At 63.7% G+C, this 20,811-nt stretch carries 11 protein-coding genes, 2 pseudogenes and 1 riboswitch; of the genes and pseudogenes, 6 read left to right on the top strand and 7 right to left on the bottom strand.

The window, feature by feature from the left end:
- From ABZE94_RS04505 to ABZE94_RS04495, 3 genes and pseudogenes are all read left to right on the top strand, one after another.
- A pseudogene (locus ABZE94_RS04505) lies at positions 1-142 on the top strand (C4-dicarboxylate ABC transporter); the annotation flags it as partial.
- A 439-nt stretch (positions 143-581) separates the two neighbouring features.
- Positions 582-1,826: an OprD family porin gene (locus ABZE94_RS04500; protein ID WP_372874333.1), complete on the top strand. Its 1,245-nt coding sequence runs from the start codon at positions 582-584 to the stop codon at positions 1,824-1,826.
- A 166-nt stretch (positions 1,827-1,992) separates the two neighbouring features.
- Positions 1,993-2,777, top strand: a pseudogene (locus tag ABZE94_RS04495) (substrate-binding periplasmic protein).
- Positions 2,778-3,265: 488 nt separating this feature from the next.
- On the opposite strand, the gene ABZE94_RS04490 reads toward ABZE94_RS04495, so the two are convergent.
- A complete protein-coding gene (locus ABZE94_RS04490) occupies positions 3,266-4,048 on the bottom strand; it encodes a general secretion pathway protein GspB (RefSeq protein WP_372874332.1) in 783 nt (260 codons plus the stop codon).
- Positions 4,049-4,052: 4 nt separating this feature from the next.
- Positions 4,053-5,780 carry an AAA family ATPase gene (locus tag ABZE94_RS04485; RefSeq protein ID WP_372874331.1) on the bottom strand — a complete coding sequence of 576 codons (1,728 nt, stop codon included), beginning with the start codon at positions 5,778-5,780 and terminating at the stop codon, positions 4,053-4,055.
- 206 nt (positions 5,781-5,986) lie between these two features.
- On the opposite strand from ABZE94_RS04485, the gene ABZE94_RS04480 reads away from it, so the two are divergent.
- The 3 genes from ABZE94_RS04480 to ABZE94_RS04470 all read left to right on the top strand — a co-directional run bounded on the left by ABZE94_RS04480 (position 5,987) and on the right by ABZE94_RS04470 (position 11,199).
- Positions 5,987-7,348 (top strand): sigma 54-interacting transcriptional regulator, encoded by a 1,362-nt coding sequence (locus ABZE94_RS04480; RefSeq protein WP_372874330.1) that lies wholly within the window; start codon positions 5,987-5,989, stop codon positions 7,346-7,348.
- A gap of 132 nt (positions 7,349-7,480) precedes the next feature.
- Positions 7,481-7,726 (top strand): hypothetical protein, encoded by a 246-nt coding sequence (locus tag ABZE94_RS04475; RefSeq protein WP_372874329.1) that lies wholly within the window; start codon positions 7,481-7,483, stop codon positions 7,724-7,726.
- Positions 7,727-8,454: 728 nt separating this feature from the next.
- Positions 8,455-8,529: riboswitch (cyclic di-GMP riboswitch) on the top strand.
- A 63-nt stretch (positions 8,530-8,592) separates the two neighbouring features.
- A complete protein-coding gene (locus ABZE94_RS04470; RefSeq protein WP_372874328.1) occupies positions 8,593-11,199 on the top strand; it encodes an Ig-like domain-containing protein in 2,607 nt (868 codons plus the stop codon).
- Positions 11,200-11,623: 424 nt separating this feature from the next.
- Here the strand turns inward: ABZE94_RS04470 and ABZE94_RS04465 are convergent, their stop codons facing one another.
- From ABZE94_RS04465 to ABZE94_RS04445, 5 genes are all read right to left on the bottom strand, one after another.
- Positions 11,624-15,127, bottom strand: a complete 3,504-nt coding sequence (locus ABZE94_RS04465) for a hypothetical protein (RefSeq protein WP_372874327.1) — start codon at positions 15,125-15,127, stop codon at positions 11,624-11,626.
- 1,064 nt (positions 15,128-16,191) lie between these two features.
- Positions 16,192-18,390 (bottom strand): type II secretion system secretin GspD, encoded by a 2,199-nt coding sequence (gene gspD, locus ABZE94_RS04460; RefSeq protein ID WP_372874326.1) that lies wholly within the window; start codon positions 18,388-18,390, stop codon positions 16,192-16,194.
- A gap of 15 nt (positions 18,391-18,405) precedes the next feature.
- Positions 18,406-18,978 (bottom strand): hypothetical protein, encoded by a 573-nt coding sequence (locus ABZE94_RS04455; protein WP_372874325.1) that lies wholly within the window; start codon positions 18,976-18,978, stop codon positions 18,406-18,408.
- Entirely contained in the window at positions 18,971-19,585 is a 615-nt protein-coding gene (gspM, locus tag ABZE94_RS04450; RefSeq protein WP_372874324.1) for a type II secretion system protein GspM, read from the bottom strand. The genes ABZE94_RS04455 and gspM overlap by 8 nt, the downstream gene beginning before the upstream one ends.
- Positions 19,582-20,700, bottom strand: coding sequence for a PilN domain-containing protein (locus tag ABZE94_RS04445; RefSeq protein WP_372874323.1), 1,119 nt, complete (start codon positions 20,698-20,700; stop codon positions 19,582-19,584). The genes gspM and ABZE94_RS04445 overlap by 4 nt, the downstream gene beginning before the upstream one ends.
- Between the last annotated feature and the right edge of the window lie 111 nt (positions 20,701-20,811).

Here is a 20,811-nt window from a genome sequence, read left to right as displayed (position 1 = left end):
CGTCACGCCCAGTTCGGTGCCCACCAGCACCATCTACAAAGGCGTGCTGCCGTTCATCCTGATCCAGATGTTCTTGCTGGTGGTGGCCTATATCTTCCCCGGCCTGATCACCTGGCTGCCGGAACTGGTGTACGGCAAGTAGCGCTTCGAACGCCCCTGCGCCTTCATCGCGCAGGGGCATCCTCCTACGGTATTCGCTGCGCCGTGGCCACCACGGCGGGCAAAGCCTTGCCCGTAAATCACGGACCTCGGGCAGCGCTGCCGGGGCGTCACATGCACTATCGGCCCTTTCAACTGGGGCCCATAAACATCACCCCTAAGCTGTCGAGGTCTCCTATGTCGCTCACGCTTACCACGCTCGCCGCCTCTTTCCGCACCCTTGCCCGGCTCGCTGCCCGCCACATCGCCCGTATGACCTCAAGCCCGGGTCTAGGCGCAACGCCAACCTGATTTCGCCCGCTCCGCCGTCCACCGAACAGTTTTGGCGCCCCATGGCGCGACGGAGGGAGTGTGCCCACGGATCCGGTTCGTAGCTATTACGCGCCGATGTAACGCCCATAAAAACACCGGAGAAAACGACAATGAAAAGAACCTCCCTCGCACTGGCTGTCGCCGCCGGCACACTTGGTGTGTCGCTGATGGCTCAGGCTGAATTCATCAAGGCCAGCAAAGCCAGCATCGAAGCGCGCAACTTCTATTTCAGCCGCGATTTCCGCGACGGGGCTGGCCAGGCCAAATCCGAGGAATGGGCCCAGGGTTTCCTGCTGCGCCTGGAATCGGGCTACACGGACGGTACCGTGGGTTTTGGCCTCGACGCCCTAGGCACCCTGGGCTTCAAGCTGGACTCCGGTGGCGGCACCGCCGGCAGCGGCCTGCTGGTCCCGGATCGCTCAGGCGGCTCCCAGGACTCCTACAGCGGCCTGGGCCTGACCGCCAAGGCCAATGTGGCCGAGAGCCTGCTCAAGGTCGGCGCCCTGCAGCTGAAGAACCCGGCCATCGGCTCCAGCGACAGTCGCCTGCTGCCCCAGGTCTTCCGTGGCGCCCAACTGGTGTCCAAGGACATCGCCGGGCTGACCCTGGACGCCGGATACCTGGACGAGGTCAACAACCGCAATTCCAGCGATTACGAGGATATGACCCTCAACACCTTCGCCCTGAGCGGGATCAAAATCAGCGGCGCCAACCAGTCCAATGAATTCCTCTACGGCGGCGGCACCTACAAGCTCAGCGACAGCCTGAGCGCGGGCTACTACTACTCCAACCTGGAGGAGATGTACAAGCAGCACTCGGTGAACCTGGTGCACGTACTGCCACTGGGCGACAAGCAGTCGTTCAAGACCGATTTGCGTTTCGCCCGCTCCACCGACGACGGCTCGAGCAACATCGACAACAAGGCTTTCGGCGCGATGTTCACCTATGCGCTGAGCGGTCACAGCCTGGGCCTGGGCTACCAGAAGATGAGCGGTGACACCGGCGCGGCCTATGTCGGCGGGACCGACCCCTACCTGGTTAACTACGTGCAGATCGGCAACTTCGCGGCCAAGGACGAAACCTCCTGGCAGGCGCGTTACGACTTCAACTTCGCCTCCGTGGGCATCCCGGGCCTGACCTTCATGACCCGCTACCTGACCGGTGACAACATCGACCGTGGCGCCGCCTCGGACGGCAAGGAGTGGGAACGCGACATGGACATCGCCTACGTGGTGCAGAACGGCCCCCTCAAGAACCTCGGGGTGAAATGGCGTAACGCGACCATGCGCAACAACTTCGGCCGCGACATCGACGAGAACCGCCTGATCGTCAGCTACACCTTGTCGCTGCTCTAGTCACGGCCCCGTCCGCGGGCACGGGTCGGGCAGTTGCATCCTGCCCGGCCCGTCTTACTGTGCGCATACGGCTACGCCTTTTTCGGCTCAGCTCGCCCGAGTTGTTTGCCTGCCGCTGTGCTTGCTCATGGGACACAAAAAAAATAACGCCTTGAGGAACGACCGCATGCCTAAACCCCTTACAGCTGTACTGCTGTCCTACCTGCTCCTGGGGACAATCAATGCCCGGGCCGAGCTGCCCCCGGACTATCGAATCATTCTGCTGAGCGCAAATTCCCCCCCTTCAATATGGCCAAGGGCGGCAAGAATTTCGCCCGTGGCGACGAGGTTCTGGGCATCGCGACCGATACCGTGCGCGAGGTGTTCAAACGCGCAGGCATCGAGTACAGCCTGACCCTGCGCACGCCCTGGAACCGGGTCTACGAACAGACCTTGGCGCGACCCGATCACGGACTGCTCAGCGTTGCCCGCAACGAAAAGAACAGGGCACAGTTCAAATGGGTCGGCCCGCTTGCCCATTACGAGAGCGTGCTGCTCGCGGCACCCGGCAGCGCCCTCATGTTCGAAAACCTGGCCCAGGCCAAGGGCTATCGGATGGGGGCCTACAAGAATGGTGGCATCAGCCAGTATCTGCAGAGCCAGAATCTGGCCGTGATCGACACCCTACAAGACGAGGAGAACCTGCGGAAATTGCTCAGTGGCCGCATCGAGCTGTGGGCCACCTCGGACCCGGTCTGGCGCATCTATGCCAAGGAGGAAGACATCACCGGATTGCAAACCGTGCTGAGCTTTCGCCGCGAAAAAATCTATCTGGCGCTGAACAAGAAAACCCCCGACGAAGTCGTCGAACGCTTGCAGAAGGCCATGGACGAAGTCATCGCCGAAGGCTACAGCGGCTGCAGCGAGACCCCGGATCTGTGCTACCTGATCCGCGACCGGGGTACCCCATAGCCCTGGCAGGCTGTTAAACACTACCTGCGTTGCCGATACGGCGTTAAAAACACCCTCGGCAAGCCGCTTGCAGCTAACGCGCTTCAGCGCGGCCCGTAGGGCGAGCGAAGCGAGTAATGCTCATCTATACCCCCGCAAACTCGCATGCGAGCCCTGTGCGCTTGATTCGCTGTGCTCACCCTACGGGCCAGCCGTTGGCTGTTACTTCGCTACGCTGCGTTTCTCGCCAGTTGTTGTGGGGCCGCCTAAGCCTTGTCTCGGCTGCCTCGCCTAGGTTTTCAACGGCCGGCTAACACCTCGTGCCGGGGCCACGCGACCACGGCCCGGGACGCTCGACACCACACACAGCTGGCGGGCTGTCGCTGCGCCCCGAACACAGCGCCGCCTCGCCCTCTCTGCAAAAGCTGCCTGCAACAGATAATCGGACCAACCCCCCACGGGCAGGCGGGATCGGTTGTAGCAAAGTGCAGCTTGTATGCCCGCTGCGCTCAGTTGAAGCCGAACCAGAATTTATCGCGGCCGTAGCTGAAGACGATGCCGTCACGGGCGATCTGCTGCAGTTTCAACTGCGCGGACAGCAGATCGCCTTCGCGCAACGTGCGGCCACTCACCCGGATGAAACGCGCGGCCGGATCGCTCGAGTAGATGTGCGCAGTGAAGGCCATCTCGCGCAGCTGCTTCTGCATCTGCGCAGGCAGGGTCTTCCAGTGGTTGACCCCGCTGATGGCCTCCTCAGGTGGTGCCTCATCTCTCACCGGCAGCGCTTCGCGGACCACTGGCGGTGCTTCGCGCGCAGCCGTCGGCACTGGCGCAGGAGGCGCCGCAACACCGAGGCTGATCGGCATGTCGAGCACCACCCGCGGACTCTCGCGCCCGTCCGACGCGAATGCGACTTCGGGACTGGTCGCGACGTCGTCATCGAGACGAATCCTCACCCCGGCCATGCCCTGCAGCGCAGGCAAGCCGGGGGCCTGCGCTGACGACTCGGGCAGCGCCAGCGGCATGGCGTCCTGAGGCTTTGCGGCCGGTTCGACAGCGGGCGCACTGGCGGCAGGCGTCTCCTGCAGCGCATTAGGTACCGAATCGAACAGCATCCAGGCCAGGCTCAGCAGCAGGGCCACCAGAGCGGCCAGGGCCAGCCACTTCCACAGCGCCTCGCTCCACTTGCGCGACGCCACCTTGCCGAACTCCGGCTGCGAGTCGATATGCGGGATCTCGCCGCGGTTACGCTGGCTTTCGGAATGTTTGAGGGCGTTGAGAATGTAAGACATGGACTCACTCCCCCTCCGGCTCGGTGGCCGCCAACTGCGGAATGTCCGCATCGGTCAGACTGCTGAGCTGGATCAGGGTCTGCGGCCCGACCACGGCATCGGTGATCAGTTGATAGTGGTGCTGAAAGGCCAGGACCTGCAGTTGCAGTTCCTGATCGTAGTGCTCTGTGCGAGTCACCGCGGGAGTACGCCCCTGCAGCCAGGCCAGCTGCGCATCCAGCCAAGGCACCAGGGCACTACGCGCCTCGGGACGCAGCGGCACCTGGTAGCCGGGCGGCATGCGCCAGAGCACCAGTTGATTCTGCTGCATCCAGCTACGCAGTTCGGCCAATTCGACGCTGCGCAGCTCGCCGGCGATATTCACGCGCGCCAGCCCCGCGCGCGGCTCGACGCCGATCAGGGTGGCGAAGAACGATTGGCCGGCGGCATTGAACAGGTTGATCACCGCAGGCAGGTTCAACTTGAGCAGCTCATCGAGATCGACCGGCTGCAGCAGGCAGCCCAGCTTGTGCAAGCGAGCAAACTGGCAGACCACCGGCGCACCGCTTGGGTTGTACTCCACCCCCCAGAGCCGGAACAACGCCTGATAGGCCAAGGGCTCGGTCGCGCCCAGATCGGTGCCGTCCGGCCACTGCCAGTCGGCCGGGCTGGAAGGCGGCTCGCGCGTCGGCGTGGCGACCACGGGTTCCTCGACAAGTACCTCGTCCGCCTCCAGCAGCGCAGGTTCGGGCTCTTCTTGCGCCACTGGCTGCTCGACTGGCGCCAATGAGGCCACTGCCGAAACCTGCACCTCGGCGGGCACTGTCGGCAGCAGCCCAGCCATCAGACCGGACCCGCCCGGATTCCAGAAAACCAGCCCCAGCAACAGGCCAAGCAAGGCCACGGACAGCAGCGCCAGGCGCCAACGCGACCTCGCGGCGGCCTGCTGGCCGCGCACTTCACGCGCGGCCCGTCCCAGCACGCCCCAGCCGACCTTGCCGCGGCGTTCGACGAAGGCACCCAGCAAGGCCCGGTCGCAGATGATGTTGACCATCCGCGGCACACCGCCGGTCAGCCGCTGCAGACGCCAGAGCGCGGCGCGGGTGAACAGCGGCGCCTCACTGCCGCCGACCGCCAGACGGTGGCTGACATAGGCACCCAACTCGGCGCGGGACAGGGCATTGAGGTGGTAACGAGCGGTGATCCGCTGATTGAGCTGGCGCAGCTCCGGGCGGGCCAGTTTATCCAGCAGCTCGGGCTGACCGATCAGGATGATCTGCAACAGCTTCTGGCTGCTGGTTTCCAGGTTGGTCAGCAGGCGAACCTGCTCCAGCACGTCGAGGCTGAGATTCTGTGCCTCGTCGATGATCAACACGGTATTGACGCCCCTGGCATGCGCCGCCAGCAGGTGGGCATTGAGCGCATCGATGTAACCCTTGATCTGGCTACGGCTGTGCTGGTAGGGGATTTTCAGTTCGTCGCAGATGGCTTCCAGCAACTCGGTGATGCTGTATTTCGGGTTGAGGATGAAGGCCACCTCGGCCGAGTCGGGCAGTTGCTCGAGCAGGCAGCGGCAGACCGTGGTCTTGCCCGTACCGACATCGCCGGTCAGCAGGACGAAGCCGCCGTTACTGTTGATGCCATACAACAAACTGGCCAGCGCCTCGCGATGCTGCGCGCTGAGGTAGAGGTAGCGCGGGTCTGGCGCAATGGTGAATGGCAGATCTGAGAAGCCGAAATACTTGCTATACATGGTTCATCGAACCTCGCAAAGCTCAACAAGACTATAGAGCCCCAGACGCCGGTTTCCAGTCCGGATTCGACCTGTTTCGGTGTACTAGCCGGTCGCCACTCCTTTCGTCGCCTGGCCTGAAAATCGCCACTAATGAAACTACTCTTGTATAGCGTAGTAACGGAAAGGAAGAGTAGTTAGAAGAATGTGTTCAAGGGGCTTAACAAATGCCTGCCACCGCCCGACAACTGATGGAAGAGCCACGCCGTGCTCTGCTCTACGACCCGTTCAACGACGAACGGCTATCCTCCAACCTGCATGTGACCGACTGGGTCTTCGACCGCATCACCTCGTCGAGCAACAACCTGGCCCTGCTCAAGCAGCGCCCCTACAGCGTCGGCGTCGCCTTCCTGCCCAACAGTCTCACGGAGGAACAGCGCGAACAGGTCGAAACCTTGCTCAACACCGACGAGCATCTGTCCTGGGTCGCCCTGACCAATCCGGCCAACCTCGAGAAAGCGGAATTCCGCCAACTGATCTACGAGCATTTCTACGATTATTTTTCCCTGCCGCTCGAAGACAGTACCCACCTCAGGTGTGCCCTCGGCCACCTGCATGGCATGGCCAAACTGCGGGCCACGGAAGACACCCTGCTGTTGCCGATCGAAGAGTTTCACATGGTTGGCGGCAGCAAGCAGTTTCTCGGGATCTTCGATCAGATCCGTCGGGTCGCCACGGTCGATGCGCCGGTGCTGATCCGCGGCGAGACCGGTGTGGGCAAGGAGATGATCGCCCGCGCCGTGCACCAGCGCTCGCAGCATCGAGGGGGGCCCTTCGTCGCGGTGAACTGCGGCGCCCTGCCGGAAACCCTGATCCACGCCGAGCTGTTCGGCTACGAAAAAGGCGCCTTCACCGGCGCCTACAAGCGCAAGATCGGGCGCATCGAGGCCGCGCAGAACGGCACCATCTTTCTCGACGAGATCGGCGACCTGCCGCAGCAGCTGCAGGTCTACCTGCTGCGCTTCCTCGAACAGAAGACCATCGAGCGCCTCGGCGGCAACCAGAGCCTGACCAGCAACGCACGGGTGATCGCCGCGACCCATGTCGACCTGGAGCAGGCGGTGAGCGAGGGACGTTTTCGCGAAGACCTCTACTATCGCCTGAACGTGCTCAGCATCGAGGTGCCGCGCCTGGCACAACGCAACAGCGACATCGAATTGCTCGCGCGCTTCTTCCTGCACAAGTTCGCCAAGGAACAGGGCAGCGTGGTGCGCGGTTTCACCCGCCAGGCCGTCGCGGCCATGCAGAGTTACGACTGGCCGGGCAACGTGCGCGAACTGATCAATCGGATCCGCCGTGCCCTGGTGATGAGCGAGAACCGCATGATCACCCCGCGGGATCTGGGCCTGGCCGAAAGCGACGCCAGGGTCGAGATCGAACCGCTGGAACAGGTACGGGCGCACGCCGAGGAAGTGGCGGTGCGCAGTTGCCTGAGCCAGTCCATGAACAATGTTTCGCATGCCGCCAAGCTGCTCGGCGTATCCCGTGTCACCCTGTACCGGATGATGGATAAATACGGCATCCGTTGAGGGGCTGTAACCCTAACTGAACAATTGGCGTGAAAGTACCCCACGCTAAAAACATAACCAGTTGATTAATAAAGAATAAAAAAACATGGCTGGCATTTTGCAATCTTCTTCCCATGCAGGGAGGAAACCGCCATGTACGATCATGGGCACCGTGCAACCGACCACCAAGCACCACCGAATGGCCACAAGGATGACTACGACCCGATAGCACCGGACCAGGACACTGGCCCGACCGCTTTCCCTGTATTCGCCGACCCGCCCTTCATCACCTGGCAAATCCTGCACCGCAAGCATCACGTCTACCAGCAGATCCATCCCAGCGTCCAGCCGCTGATCCTGCTATGGGACGAAGTCGACGACAGCGAAATGCTGTCCTGAGAGTCTGTGAAACAACCGCTCGCCTACTGTGGCCATCAAGCATCGCGCCAAGAACAGCCCTCCAGGCTGTAGGAGCGGCTGTAGGAGCGGCTTTAGCCGCGAATTCTTCGCGGCACAGCAAAGCTTCGCGGCTAAAGCCGCTCCTACACCGTCCACACGGTCTTGCGTGCCGTGCACCCTGGGCCACCTGGGTTGCTGCGCGACAGCGCTTCGAAGCCGCCCCTCAGGGGCGTCGCCGAACGCGCGACCTGGAACAGCTCATTTATCGCGAATACCTGGAATCGCATCGCGCCGGCGCCCGATGCTTTCACAGCCTCCAAGGCCTGATGGCACTGTGACACAGGTCGCGCCAGCCACCCTCCCACCGATAAACGGTCGATTTCACCCCCTCTCCCCGTTCTACTCCTTCGCACCCTCTGCGGCAGGCCTTTCGACCCTGATCGGGAAAAGTTCCATATTTTTTTTTAACCAAATCGTACAGTCGTTATGCCTCAACTGTATAAAAAATGAACAAATGCCATGCTAGATTTCGCCCCCATTACACATGTACAGAAATTGAACACTGTAAATGCGTAGCTGAAACAGGAAATACCCCCCGCTGCAGTGGCAGTGAACAGTGAGGTTTTGAAGAGCGCCCCATGAGCGTTACACATGGGTGCGATCGAGGGGCTTTTATAACCGGGTAGCTCGTCGCTACCCCCGTGCATCAGCGATACAGAAAGCTCCTCTCCCGACAAAGGCATAACCAGGGCAACCTGGCGTCGCAAAGTTACGGGCCCCCATGGGGTCGCCGGACTGCCGAAGGAGAACCTCCCTCATGGACAGCCGTGAAGAGGACTTTTCTGAGTTTGCTTCAGGAGAGCCTCATGCGCCCGCCCCAGCCCCGTTTTGCCCTGATTTTGTCCAGCCTGGCCCTCGCCACCTGCCTCGCCTCGGCCGGGCTCGCGGCCGACCCGGCCCACTCGCATGCCGTCCAGCCCGACCCTGCAAGCGAGCAGACCGCGCGCCAAGCCGCAAGTTCACGTACCCAGGAACTGCTGACCCTGCACAAGCGCTGGCAGCAGGCTGCGCCGCAGGACAAGCAGCAGCGCCGCGAACTGTTGCTGGCCCAGGCCGAGCAGCGCCGGCAGATGCTCGCCGAACTGGTCAAGAACCACCCGGCCGAAGTGCTGCGGGTGGCGATTCCGCAGGACAAGCAAGCCGACCTGCCTGCAGAGCTGCTGGCCTTGCTCGAGGAGGAAGTGGAAATCGAAGGGGAACTGGAGGTTGTGCATGTCGACAACTTCGAGGACCCCGGGCAGAGCCGTGTCGAATATGCGCTGAAGACCGCGCTCGGCGAACGCTTCGCCCTGCATGAGGCGGTCAGGAGCACCAAGGAACTGCCCAGCGGGAAACGCGTGCGCCTCAACGGCCTGCGGGTTCCGCCAGCCGCCGCCGGCCGTGCCGACGATGGCGACATCGTGGTTAACAGCTTCGACGAAGACATTCTCACCCTCGCCGCCAGCAGCAGCACCAGCTACGGCAGCCAGCCCGGCGTGCAGCCCAACACCATCGGCGAGCAACGCACCCTGGTGATGATGGTCAACTTCCAGGACGCACCGAACAACAAGCCCTGGACCAGCAGCGCCATGCAGGCACTGTTCACCGACCAGATCAACCCCTTCTATCAGGAGGTCTCCTACAACCAGACCTCATTCAAGGCCACGGTCTTCGGCTGGCAAACCCTGGCCACCTCCAGCAGCAGCTGCGACCGCACGGCCATCACCAATCTGGCCGATCAGGCCGCGACCGCTGCCGGTCACAACCTGGCCAACTACGAGCGTCTGGTCTACGCCTTCCCGGCCACCTCCAGCTGCGGCTGGGGCGGCCTCGGCACCGTCGGCGGCAAGCCGTCCCGTGCCTGGCTGAACGGCTCCTTCAACAAATCGGCCTACACCCATGAACTGGGGCACAACCTCGGCCTCTACCACTCCCATGACCTGGACTGCGGCAGCAGCACCCTGGGCAGCAATTGCACGGTGCGCGAATATGGCGACCTGGCCGACAGCATGGGGGCCGGCAAGGGCCACTTCAACGCCTACCAGAAGGACCGCCTGGGCTGGTTCGGCAACAGCATCCTCACCGTCAGCAGCTCCGGCAGCTACCGCCTGGCCCCCCAGGAGTTCGTCGGCACCCAGCCGCTGGCATTGAAGGCGCTGAAGAGCACCGACCCCAGCACTGGCGCCAAGACCTGGTACTACCTGGAATACCGCCAGGCCATCGGTCAGGACAGCGGGCTGAGCTTCTACGATGGCAGCGGCGGCAACCTGAGCAAAGGCGTGTCCATCCACAGCGCCATCGACCTCAATGGCAATGCCAGCTACATGCTCGACATGACTCCGGGCACGTCCGCCTGGTACGACGCCGCCCTGGTATCCGGCCAGCGCTTCAACGACAGCGCGGCCGGGATCAGTGTCACCACCCTGTCGGCCAGCAGCAGCGAGGCCCAGGTCGATATCAGCCTGGGGGCGGAACAGTGCACCCAGCGCAACCCGAGCGTCAGCCTCACCGCCAGCAGCGACAACTGGGTCAGCGCCGGCACCACGGTCAGCTACAACCTGACCGTCAGCAACCAGGACAGCAGCAACTGCAGCAGCCGCTCCTTCAGCCTGTCCGCCGGTGCGCCGAGTGGCTGGGCCAAGAGCCTGAACAAGAGCTCCCTGAGCCTGGCGCCTGGCGCCAGCGGCACCGCGACCCTCAGCGTCACCTCCTCCAGCAGCGGCGCTGCCGGCTTCTATGACATCACCGGCAGCGCCGCCAGTGGCAGCCACAGTGCCACTGCCACCGCCGCCTACGTGGTGGAAGCGCCGACCAGCACCAGCAACAGCGCGCCGGTAGCCAAGAACGACAGCGCCAGCACCGATGCCGGCACCGCCGTGACCATCGCCGTACTGACCAATGACTCCGACCCGGACGGCGACAGCCTCAGCGTCAGCTCGGTCAGCGGCGTCAGCAACGGCAGCGTCAAGCTCAACAGCAACGGCAGCCTGACCTTCACCCCGACCAGCGGCTACAGCGGCACCACCAGCTTCAGCTACAGCATCAGCGACGGCAAGGGCGGCAGTGCCAGCGCCCAGGTCAGCGTCTCGGTCGCGACCAGCAGCCTGCAAACACCGGTGGCCAAGGACGATCTGGCCAGCCTGAGCAGCATCAGCCAGGTGGTGATCCCGGTGCTGGCCAACGACAGCGACCCGCAGGGCGCCAAGCTGACGGTGACCAGCGTGACCCAGGGCAGCAAGGGCTCGGTGACCATCAATGCCGACGGCTCCGTGACCTACCGCCCGGCCAAGAGCTTCAAGAGCAGCGACAGCTTCAGCTACACCATCAGCAACGGCAGCAAGAGCGCCAGCGCCAACGTGCAAGTGAACCTGCAGCAAAGCACCAGTAGCAGCCCGGGCAACAGCAACGGCAACGGCAATGGCAAGAAGGGCTGAGGCAGGGCCCTGACCCAACGCAGCTAAACAGGGCGGGTAGCTGGGTTCGTCGCCGGATGCGCAAAACCGCGCCGCCGGTGGGGTGGCAAACCTGGTGTCGCAGGCCCGCGAAAACCCGTAGGGCGGGTGCAACCGCATCGCCTACCTCGCATGGCCTGCCTCGCATCGCCTGTCCCGCGGGTTGCACCCGCCCTACGGGGTAGCTGGGTTCGTCGCCGGATGCGCAAAGCCGCGCGACCGGTGGAGTGGCAACCCTGATGTCGCAGGCCCCGCGAAAGCCCGTAGGGCGGGTGCAACCCGCATCGCCTGCCTCGCATGACCTACCCCGCATCGCCCAGCCCCGCGGGTTGCACCCGCCCAACAAAAAAGGGCGATGCCTTGCGGCATCGCCCTTCCTCCTCTTAGGCCTCCTGGGCCTCAGTTATTACAGGAACAGCCGCCCCGACAGCGAGCAGGACTCGGTGCCGCCGTTGTCGATGGTCACGCCGTTGTTGGCGTTATCCAGGGTGGTGGCCAGCGCCAGCATGGTGGCGCGGCTACCACTGTTCAGCGCGGCGTTGACGTCGGCGATCACATCGCCCTCGGTGAAGGCGAACTGCACGTCTGGATGCGCGGCGTTGAGCACGGCAGCCACTGCGGCACGCAGCAGGATCTGCGCCGCGCCCTTGGTGTTATTGCCGCCCATATAGTTCAGCGCTTGCAGCATGGTGTCGCCACCCAGGCTTGCTATCGGACCGTTGGCCGGGAAGGTGAACACGGTGTTCAGCACTGTGTCTGGCAGGTAGCCGGTAGGCAGCCAGTGGCCGAAGTGGTGTTCCTGCTTCCAGAACCCCGGGGTACAACCCTCATCGCCAGGATTGAACGCGTTGACGTAGCGGCAGAAGGCGAAGTCGCCACTGCCCAGGGTCAGGGTCGCGGTCTTGTCGACGATCACCACGGGGCCAGTCAAGGTTCCATCCGTTGCCGCAGCGCACTCCAGGCTGACGAAGTTGACGAAGGCCGGCAGCGGATCATCCTCGGTGACGCTAGCATCCTCGGTCTGGTTGACGTCAGGGATCTCCACGGTCAGTTCGATGGTGGTCGCGAAGCCTTCATTGGCTGCCGGAGCGGCGAATGGCGAGTTAGCCAACGGCAGTGCACCGAACAGCGGAGTCAACGAGAAGTTGGCTACCGACAGGTTGGTCGCACTGTAGTCGAACGCCAGGTTCTCCGCGTTCTGCAGGATCTTCTCGATCACCACGGTGGCCGGATTCGGCAGCACGATCTCGCAATCCTGAGAGTCGCTCGCCGTGATCTCGTTGGGGAAGCCCGCCGGGTTGTACAGCACATCGACCGTGTTGGTCAGCGTACCCGGTAAGCCACCCGAGGTGCTCACCACCCTGCTGAAGTTACAGCTATCACCCGCAGCCAGGGCATCACAACCCGCCCCCGTAGCATCGGCACTCAGATCACCCAGCTTGTCGTCGACAATGCTGACCAGGTTCAACGCCGGGCTATCAGGCGAGCTGGTGTTGCTGATGGTGTAGCTATAGGTGATGTCTTCACCCACCGCGACAGCTTCACAGACGGCCGACTTGTCGATCGCCACACTCGGTTGGAACAGCTCGACGATATGGCTAGCGCTGGCCTCCAGCACGTTCGGGAAGCCGATCGGTGAACAGCTGGCAGACGCCGTGTTCGGCAGCGGATCGGGATCCCCTTCCTGCACGGTGCGGCTTGCGTTGATCACATGGCCTTCCCCGGACGCCAGGGTCACCGGCTCACTAATACCGAGCAGCGGATCGCTGACGGTGCACTCCAGATCCGGGCTATCGACCGAGCTGGTGTTGCTCAGGGTGATCTCGTAGTTCACCAGATCGCCCACCTTGGACAGCTCGTCACCGGTCTTGGTCAGCGCGATGCTCGGCTGGAACAGCTCGACGCTGTGGCTGTCGCTGGCCTCCAGTACGTTCGGGAAGCCTTGCGGCGAACAAGTGACCGACGCCGTGTTCGGCAGCGGATCGGGATCCCCTTCCTGCACGGTACGGCTTGCGTTGATCACATGGTCTTCCCCGGACGCCAGGGTCACCGCCTCGTCGATGCCAAGCAGCGCATCGCTAACGGTGCACTCCAGATCCGGGCTATCGGCCGAGCTGGTATTGCTCACGGTGATCACGTAGTCCACGTCATCGCCCACCTTGGACAGCTCGGTACCGGACTTGTCGATGGTAACGCTCGGCTGGAACAGCTCGACGCTGTGGCTGGCATCGGCTTCGAGCACGTTCGGGAAGCCTTCCGGTGAACAACTGGCCGTCGCCGTGTTCGGCAGCGGATCGAGATCCCCTTCCTGCACGATGTAGACCGCATCGATCACATGCTCGGCACCAGACGCCAGGGTCACCTGCGTATCGATACCCACCAACGGATCGATGATGGTGCACACCAGGTCCGGAGTATCGTGCGAGCTGCTGTTGCTCAGGGTGATCTGGTAGTTCACCGGATCGCCCACCTTGGACAGCGCATCGCCGGTCTTGGCCAGACTGATCTCCGGCTGGAACAGGTTGACGCTGTGGTCGTCGGTCGCGCTCTGGTCATCCCCTTGCAGATTCTGCGCGGAGTTGTAGACCACATTCACCGTGTTCACCAGCGGATCAGGGTCACCCGCCTGCACCGTGTAATCCACGTCGAAGGTGCAGGAGGCCTGCGGCGCGAGCTGGGCGCAGCTAGCGCCGGAAGCCGCAGTCAGGTCGCCGACCACATCATCCACGATGGATTTACGATACAGCGTGATCGCCCCGGTGTTGGTGATGGTGTAGCTGTAGGTCACGTCGTCGCCGACCTTGGATTTCTCCGGCCCGGTCTTGTCCACCGAGATACCGCACAGCGGGAAGTTGCCCAGGGCCAGGTCCTTCAACTGTGCCCGTACCGAATGGGAGGTGCGGGTGTTCATCAGGAAGCTGTTGAAGCAGCCGATTTCGTTGGGGAACAGGTTGCTGAAGTTGAAGCCGGCCTCGAACAGCGAGGTTTCCGGGAAGTCATCGTTGCCGATACCGTCGGTGCCCGGCGGGTTGGCCGGCCCCGATTTTGGCGGGAATTTCGACTGGAAGCCCCAGTCATCCGGCGACTCGGTGGGGAAGCCCGGGATGGTGGTTCCGCCCTGCTTGATGGTGCCCAGGTTCATGCTGCCGCAGGCATCGTCATCCACCAGACCGGTGGAGCAGAGGGCATTGGCCTCGTCGAGCACCTTGCACAGGCTGTTCTGCGGCGATTCCAGGGTGAAGCCGTCGGCGACGCAGGCCGCCTTGGCCGCGGCATTGCTGCCGACCCACTTGAACACCTGCATCTGTACCGCCCGCCCGCCGTTGGTGGTTTCCGACACCACGAAGACGTCGCCGATGGTATGCAGCTCGGCCGGCTGGTTAGCCAGGCAGTTGCCGTTGCTGTCGACCACGCCGAACTTGCCGTTGGCGCAGGTGCCGATGTTCTTCTTGAACAGCCAGGCGCCGACTGCCGCCGAGCCATTGGGGGCGAACAGCGTGCCGAACAGGTAGATCAGCAGCTCGTCCTCGTTATCGGCATCGATATCTTCGAGGTAGGCCGCCGCGCCAATCGGCAGCAGGTCGTCCTTGTCCGGCGGGGAGCCGGTCGTCCACTGCCACTGGCTGACATCCAGGTCATCCTTGGAGCCACCACCGGTGAAGATGTCGTCATTGCTGCCGACCCCGTTGGGGTCCTGGATGAACAGGCTGCGGAAGGCCGAGCCGCCGGGATTGGCAGGGTCGACGTTGGGCCCGGCGACATAGCCACAACTGTTAACGCCGGCGGGGCAGTTATTGAGGGTATTGGGGAAGTTGTTCTGAGCCCAGTCGTCCGCCCCGGATGGAGGCCCGGCGTTGGTCGGCTCATCGATAGCATTGGCTCCGGTCGTGCCGTTATCCAACTCGAACACATCTACATCATGTACCGCATAAGAGGTTAAGGAAAATGCCAGCCCGGCCGTGAATACGGCTCCGAACAGATAGGCTGGCGCCCGTCCTGCTAGCCCGTGCCAACACGAGCGTAGAAAGTTTCGCGTGCGCATTCGAATGCTCCCTTGCCTTGCCACGACAGAATCCGTCCGGGGGTAAGGCACACAGGGTCTTGGCAGGGAGAAACCGGCGGTCCTCACCGGTCTTTTTACTGGCGCACAGATGCCCGCCAGCCCATTGCCAAGGCGAAGTTAGACGTGCTGTGTCGACCCGGGCATCAAACTGAACAGCGTTCGACCACATGGCTAGCCGGGTCCGATTCCGGAGACAAACCGCATCTCCTCGCGCAGCTAGTATCAAGTACCGTGCCATGATGCTTATTTTGTTGATTTATAAAGATTTATATAAAAAACACGTGGGGAAAAAGCGGCTTCCGGGCGGATCGGAGAAGGATTTGTTAAGTGCACGCAACAAGAGCCCTGCGCCAATCACCGCATACGCCGCCAGAACGCCCGGACTAGAGCGGCTTGGGCTAAAGGGACGGGTATCCCGAGGGGTGTTCACCCGGTGAAACCCAAACCCGCCAGGTGTACCGGCGCAGGCCGCTGGGCACGGCGCACAATGCGCCATCGGCGGGTTTCACCCGCCCTACGCCTAGCGGGCGTCGGATGCTCCGACGGGGTGAGGGCCGGCGATTCGCTCGTAGGGCGGGTGCAACCCGCATATGCTGCGCCATCGGCGGGTTTGTACCATCGGCGGGTTTCACCCGCCCTACGGCTGGCGGGTGTCGGATGCTCCGACGGGGTGAGGGCGGCGATTCGCTCGTAGGGCGGATGCAACCCGCATATGCACCATCGGCGGGTTTGTACCATCGGCGGGTTTCACCCGCCCTACGGCTGGCGGGCGTCGGATGCTCCGACGGGGTGAGGGCCGGCGATTCGCTCGTAGGGCGGGTGCAACCCGCATATGCTGCGCCATCGGCGAGGTTGTACCATCGGCGGGTTTCACCCGCCCTACGCCTGCCCCGCGGTGTGCGGATGACGCCTTACAGCGGCTCGGGGCGATCCGACCTGCTCTCGCGCGGCAGGGTGAGCCCTTTGAGCTTGCTGCGGTACTCCTGGGTCACCTGATCGGCTTCGTCGAGGGTGGCTACCGCGGTGGGGGTGATCAGCACCACCAGCTCGGTACGCGCGAGCCGCTTGCCCTGGCTGCCGAAGGCCCATCCGAGAAAAGGAATATTGCGCAAATAGGGCAAGCCCTCGCTGGAGCGGCTGTTGTTCTCCTGGATCAGCCCGCCGAGCACCAGGGTCTCGCCGCTCTGCACGGCCACGTTGGTGTTAATCCGGCGCTGGGTGATGGTCGGCGAGTCGATACCGGAGGTGGTGGTCGGCTTGACGTCGTTGACCTCCTGGGTGATCTCCAGGGCGATCATGCCGCCGGCGTTGATCCGCGGCGTGACCTCCAGCAGCACACCGGTGTCCTGGTACTGAATGGTGCTGGTGACCAGCGCCGAGGGATCCCCCGGTGCCGGGATCACCCCGCTGGTGTTGGTGGTTTCCGAGGTGCGGATCGGCACCCGGTCGCCGACCCGGATGGTCGCGGCGAAGTTGTCCTGGACCATCAGGGTCGGCGAGGAAATCACGTTGATCTTCGAGTCGCTGGCCAGCAGGTCGAGCAGCAGCCGCGCGCCCGCGGCGTCGAACACGCTCAGCCCGCCGGTGGGGCTCAGGTCGCCCGGGGTGACCAGCGGGAAGCGGCCCAGGGTGCCGCGCACGTTCTTGCTGTCCAGCGAGCTCTTGAAGAACCATTGCAGGCCGTAACGCAATTCGTCCTCCAGGGCGACCTCGACGATGGTGGCTTCCACCAGCACCTGCAGCGGCAACACGTCGAGCTTGTGGATCACCTTGAGCACCTTGTCGTAGTCGCTTGGCGTGGCCATGATCAGCAGGGCGTTGTTCTCCTCGTCGGCGATCACGACGACCGCCCCCACCTCCAGATTGCTGCTCTCGGTAGCGCCCAGCAGCAACGCCGGAGGAGCGGCGGCTGGCGTCTCTTCGCCAGGTTCGCCGGAGGGGGCGGGGGCACGCGGGGTACGCCTCGGCGTCGCACTGCTCTCTTCGTCGGCACTCTGCTGCTGCCCTTCCAGCAATGCCGTGAGCACCTCGGCCAGGATCGCGGCCTTACCGTTCTGCAATTGGTAGACGAAGATGTTGCGCCCTTGGCCGCTCTCGGCCCGGTCGAGGCGCTGAATCCAGGTACGCGCATCGTCCAGGTACTTGGCCTGCGGGGTGATCACCAGCAAGGCGTTGAGCCGCTCGATGGGTAGGATGCGCACCATGCCGGCCAGCGGGCCGCTGGCGGTGTCACCAAAGATGGCGTCCAGTTCGACCTGCACCACCTGCGCCTCGACCGCCTGCAAGCGGAACAGCCCCACCGACATGCCGCGCAGTTGATCGACATCGAACAGGCGCACCGTGTCGCGGATATTGGCCAGTTCCTGCTGGGTGCCGGCGACCATCAGCAGGTTGCGCCGCTCATCGACCTGCATGACCCCCTTGGCCGGCTTGAGCGGCTCGAGGATCTTCTCGATCTCCGCCGCGGCGATGAAGCGCAGCGGGATCACCAGCAGTTGATAACCGCGCTGCGCGGACGGCACCAGGCGTGGCGACAAGGCACCGGCCGGGGCGGCATCTATCGGCAGCACCTCATAGAGGTTCTGCGAATGAATCAGCACCGCACCGTTGAGCTGCAACACGGTTTCGAGGATCGGCAGCAGGTCTTCGCGCGCCAGCGGTCGACTGGTCTGCAGGCTGACGCTGCCGGTCACGCCGCTGTCCAGCACATAATTGAGGTTGAGGATCTCGCCGAGGATGAGCTTGACCACCTCACTGATGTCGCTTTGCTGGAAGTTCAGGGTGATGTCACCCTCGGCTGGCGGTCGTTCCGCTATCGCCGTGCTGAGGTCGAGCATGCTCCCCGAGCCGCGGTATATCTCGGCGCTGGGCGGCTGCGGCGTTTGCGCCGCAATGCCCTGGTTGTCGAAGCGGCGGTCCAGCTCGGCCGCCTTTTGCGGCGTCCTGACCCCAGCCTGGCGGCTCGTGCTTGGCGGCGCGGCCTCGGCGGCGGGCTTGTGCCAGGGGTTGTCGAAGGTGGCGCGATCCCCACCGGGCATCGCGCTGCAACCGCTCAAGATAGCCAAGGCGGCGAGCTGCCAGGCAGCGATTGCCCTTGCCATGTCATTCATGACGTCCCTCCTTCTTCATCCCCGCTTGGGCGGGGCTGCGGGTTGTTCTGTGCCGTTAGTGGCGGGGGCGCGCTGGCCCTCCTGCTCCGCGGGCGTGGCTGGCGGTTGCGCAGGAGTGGCCGGCTTCGCTTGTGGTGGAGGCGGCGGTGGCTTGATGGGCAAGGCACTCGGATCGTGCAGCAACATCAGGATGCGCCGCTCGTCACGCTGCAGTTCGACGTGATCGGCGGCAAGCGCCACCAGCTCCCAGTCATTGGCCAGGGTCATGCCGACTTCCAGTTGCAGGTGCAGGCTTTCCTTGCGATGCGAGAACAAGGCCACCCGCCGCTGCGGCTCCAGGATGATGCCGGAGAGGCGCCACAACTCGCGCAATTGCTGTTCATCGAGACTGTCTTCGTCTATCCCCTCGGGTTCCTCCAGGGGCCTGCGGTTGGAGCTGAACAGGGGCCTATCGAGCATCTGCTGAAAGTCGCTCAAAGGACGCGGTTCGAATCCGGCGGCGACCGGTGGCGCCTGCTCGGCCTGCGTTGCGGCACCCACAAGGCCCAGCAGCAGGGCCGTAGCGCCAAGGATGATGAGCCTATTCATCACTCACCTCCGCCCCTGCCTGGCTGATATAGCCGGTCACGGTAAAGGTAATGTCCAGGGTCGGCACCGCCGTCACTCGCTGATTGCGCCGGGTCAGGCGCGGCGTCCTGGTGCGCGGGTTGCTGAGTACCACCAGGTTGTTCACCACCAGCAGCGGCTGGTTGTAGGCGAAGCTGTGCAGCGTGCGTACCAGATGGTCGGTGTCGCCACGCATATGCACGCGCAAGCCGACTTCGGGGATGGGCGCGGGGCTGCTCTCGCGCGTCAGAATCTGCGTGCTGCTGACCTGACCGCCGGCCTGTGCGATCAGTTGCCCGACCAGTTGCTGCAGGCTGGCAGCTGCCAGGGCTGGGCGGGTTTCCTGAAACAGCAGCTGGGCGCCAGGATCCTGTTGCCGCAGCCGCCGCAGGCGCGCCTGTTGCTCGGGCAACTCTGCCTCCAGGCGCCGATAGATTTCCAGTTGCTGCTCGAACGACTCGATGGTCTCGCCCGCCGTCCAGTAACTCGTCAGCAGCGGCCGCACTATCAGCCCCAGGGTCAAGCCGACCAGCACCAGCAGCAGGAGCACGGCCAACAGCTGACGCTGGCCGCGGTTGAGCGCGATCATGGTGCCCGCTCCGCCTGGCTGCTATCGGCCACCAGACTGAAGCGATCCTTCTCGGTGTGCGGATTGGAGGTGACCGGCGAGGCGAAACGCACGTTCTCCAGCAGCGGCGACTGCTCGAGCAAGCTGATCAGCGCGGAGACCTCGGCCGACTCGCCGTCCAGGCGAAAATTGTTGCCATTGTCTTCGAAGCGCGCCAGCCAGGTGTGGTCGGGCAACAAGCCGGTCAATTCGTCAAGCAGCAACAACAGCCTGGGAGCCTGCTGTTGCTGCTCCTGGAGAAACGCGCGGCCGCTCTCCAGGCGCTGCAACTCGGTGGCGACAGCTCGGGATTGTTCGGCGCGCGCCTTCAATTGCGGCAGCTCACCCTGCAAGCGGGTCAAGGTCTGCTGGCGCTGGTAGAGCGGCCAGCCGATCACCAGCACCAGCAGCAGCAATGCCACGGCCGTCTGCATGCGCCGGTTGCGCCCCCATTCGCCCTGGCCCGCGCGGCTACTGGCTGGCAGCAGGTTGAGCGTCGCCCCGGACCAGCCGCCCAGCGCCTCCGCCAGGGTGACTATGCCCGGGCGGACGTTGGCCTGGGCCAGGCCGGCCAGCAGCGGATCGATATAGTCGCGCTGCACGACCAGCAGTTCGACCTGAATGCGCTCGCGCTCGCGCGCGGCGATACGGTAGCCGAAATAGACTTGCTCGCTGGTGAAGGGGGTATAGCGGTCCATCTCGAAGCGCAGCACGTTTTCCAGCCGCGGCTCGGTGGCGACGGGTAGTGCGATGACCTTGCGCAGGATCCGATGTTCCGGCACCAGCAAGATGATCTGGGCAGCCTTGCGCACCCAGGCCTCGAACTGCTCGGGCTGCAGGCCGGACAGGCCGCCCTCCTCACTCAGTGGGACGCGGACGATGAGTTCCGCGCTGTCGAAACTGCCGAAACGGAAACTCAGGGATTGTTCATCGACGTCGATGAGCAGCAGGTTGCCCCGCCGCCGCAGGCGCTGCTGCCAACGCTCGGGGATCAACCCCAGCAGCTCCTCCAGCCACCAGCTGTAGAACCTGCCGCCGGCGGCGGCCAACGTCCTGGCACGAGAGCCGAGCAAAGCCCAGTTGCCACGGCCATTCATAGAGCAACTCTCCTTCGTCCGAGGGACTTGGCAGGCCAATGAACGGCTAGATCAATTGGCTGTTGCCAACATTAATAGTCAACACAGGCGTCTGTAGGAGCGGCCGGGCGG

The organism is Pseudomonas sp., assembly GCF_041601375.1.
Taxonomy (GTDB): Bacteria; Pseudomonadota; Gammaproteobacteria; order Pseudomonadales; family Pseudomonadaceae; genus Aquipseudomonas.
This window is presented reverse-complemented; position numbering and strand designations above follow the sequence as displayed.

What these genes read in the sequence shown, in the direction of transcription:
- ABZE94_RS04500 (WP_372874333.1), top strand. Translation starts at nt 582, where the DNA reads ATGAAAAGAACCTCCCTCGCACTGGCTGTCGCCGCCGGCACACTTGGT.
- ABZE94_RS04490 (WP_372874332.1), bottom strand. Translation starts at nt 4,048, where the DNA reads ATGTCTTACATTCTCAACGCCCTCAAACATTCCGAAAGCCAGCGTAAC.
- ABZE94_RS04485 (WP_372874331.1), bottom strand. Translation starts at nt 5,780, where the DNA reads ATGTATAGCAAGTATTTCGGCTTCTCAGATCTGCCATTCACCATTGCG.
- ABZE94_RS04480 (WP_372874330.1), top strand. Translation starts at nt 5,987, where the DNA reads ATGCCTGCCACCGCCCGACAACTGATGGAAGAGCCACGCCGTGCTCTG.
- ABZE94_RS04475 (WP_372874329.1), top strand. Translation starts at nt 7,481, where the DNA reads ATGTACGATCATGGGCACCGTGCAACCGACCACCAAGCACCACCGAAT.
- ABZE94_RS04470 (WP_372874328.1), top strand. Translation starts at nt 8,593, where the DNA reads ATGCGCCCGCCCCAGCCCCGTTTTGCCCTGATTTTGTCCAGCCTGGCC.
- gspD (WP_372874326.1), bottom strand. Translation starts at nt 18,390, where the DNA reads ATGAATGACATGGCAAGGGCAATCGCTGCCTGGCAGCTCGCCGCCTTG.
- ABZE94_RS04455 (WP_372874325.1), bottom strand. Translation starts at nt 18,978, where the DNA reads ATGAATAGGCTCATCATCCTTGGCGCTACGGCCCTGCTGCTGGGCCTT.
- gspM (WP_372874324.1), bottom strand. Translation starts at nt 19,585, where the DNA reads ATGATCGCGCTCAACCGCGGCCAGCGTCAGCTGTTGGCCGTGCTCCTG.
- ABZE94_RS04445 (WP_372874323.1), bottom strand. Translation starts at nt 20,700, where the DNA reads ATGAATGGCCGTGGCAACTGGGCTTTGCTCGGCTCTCGTGCCAGGACG.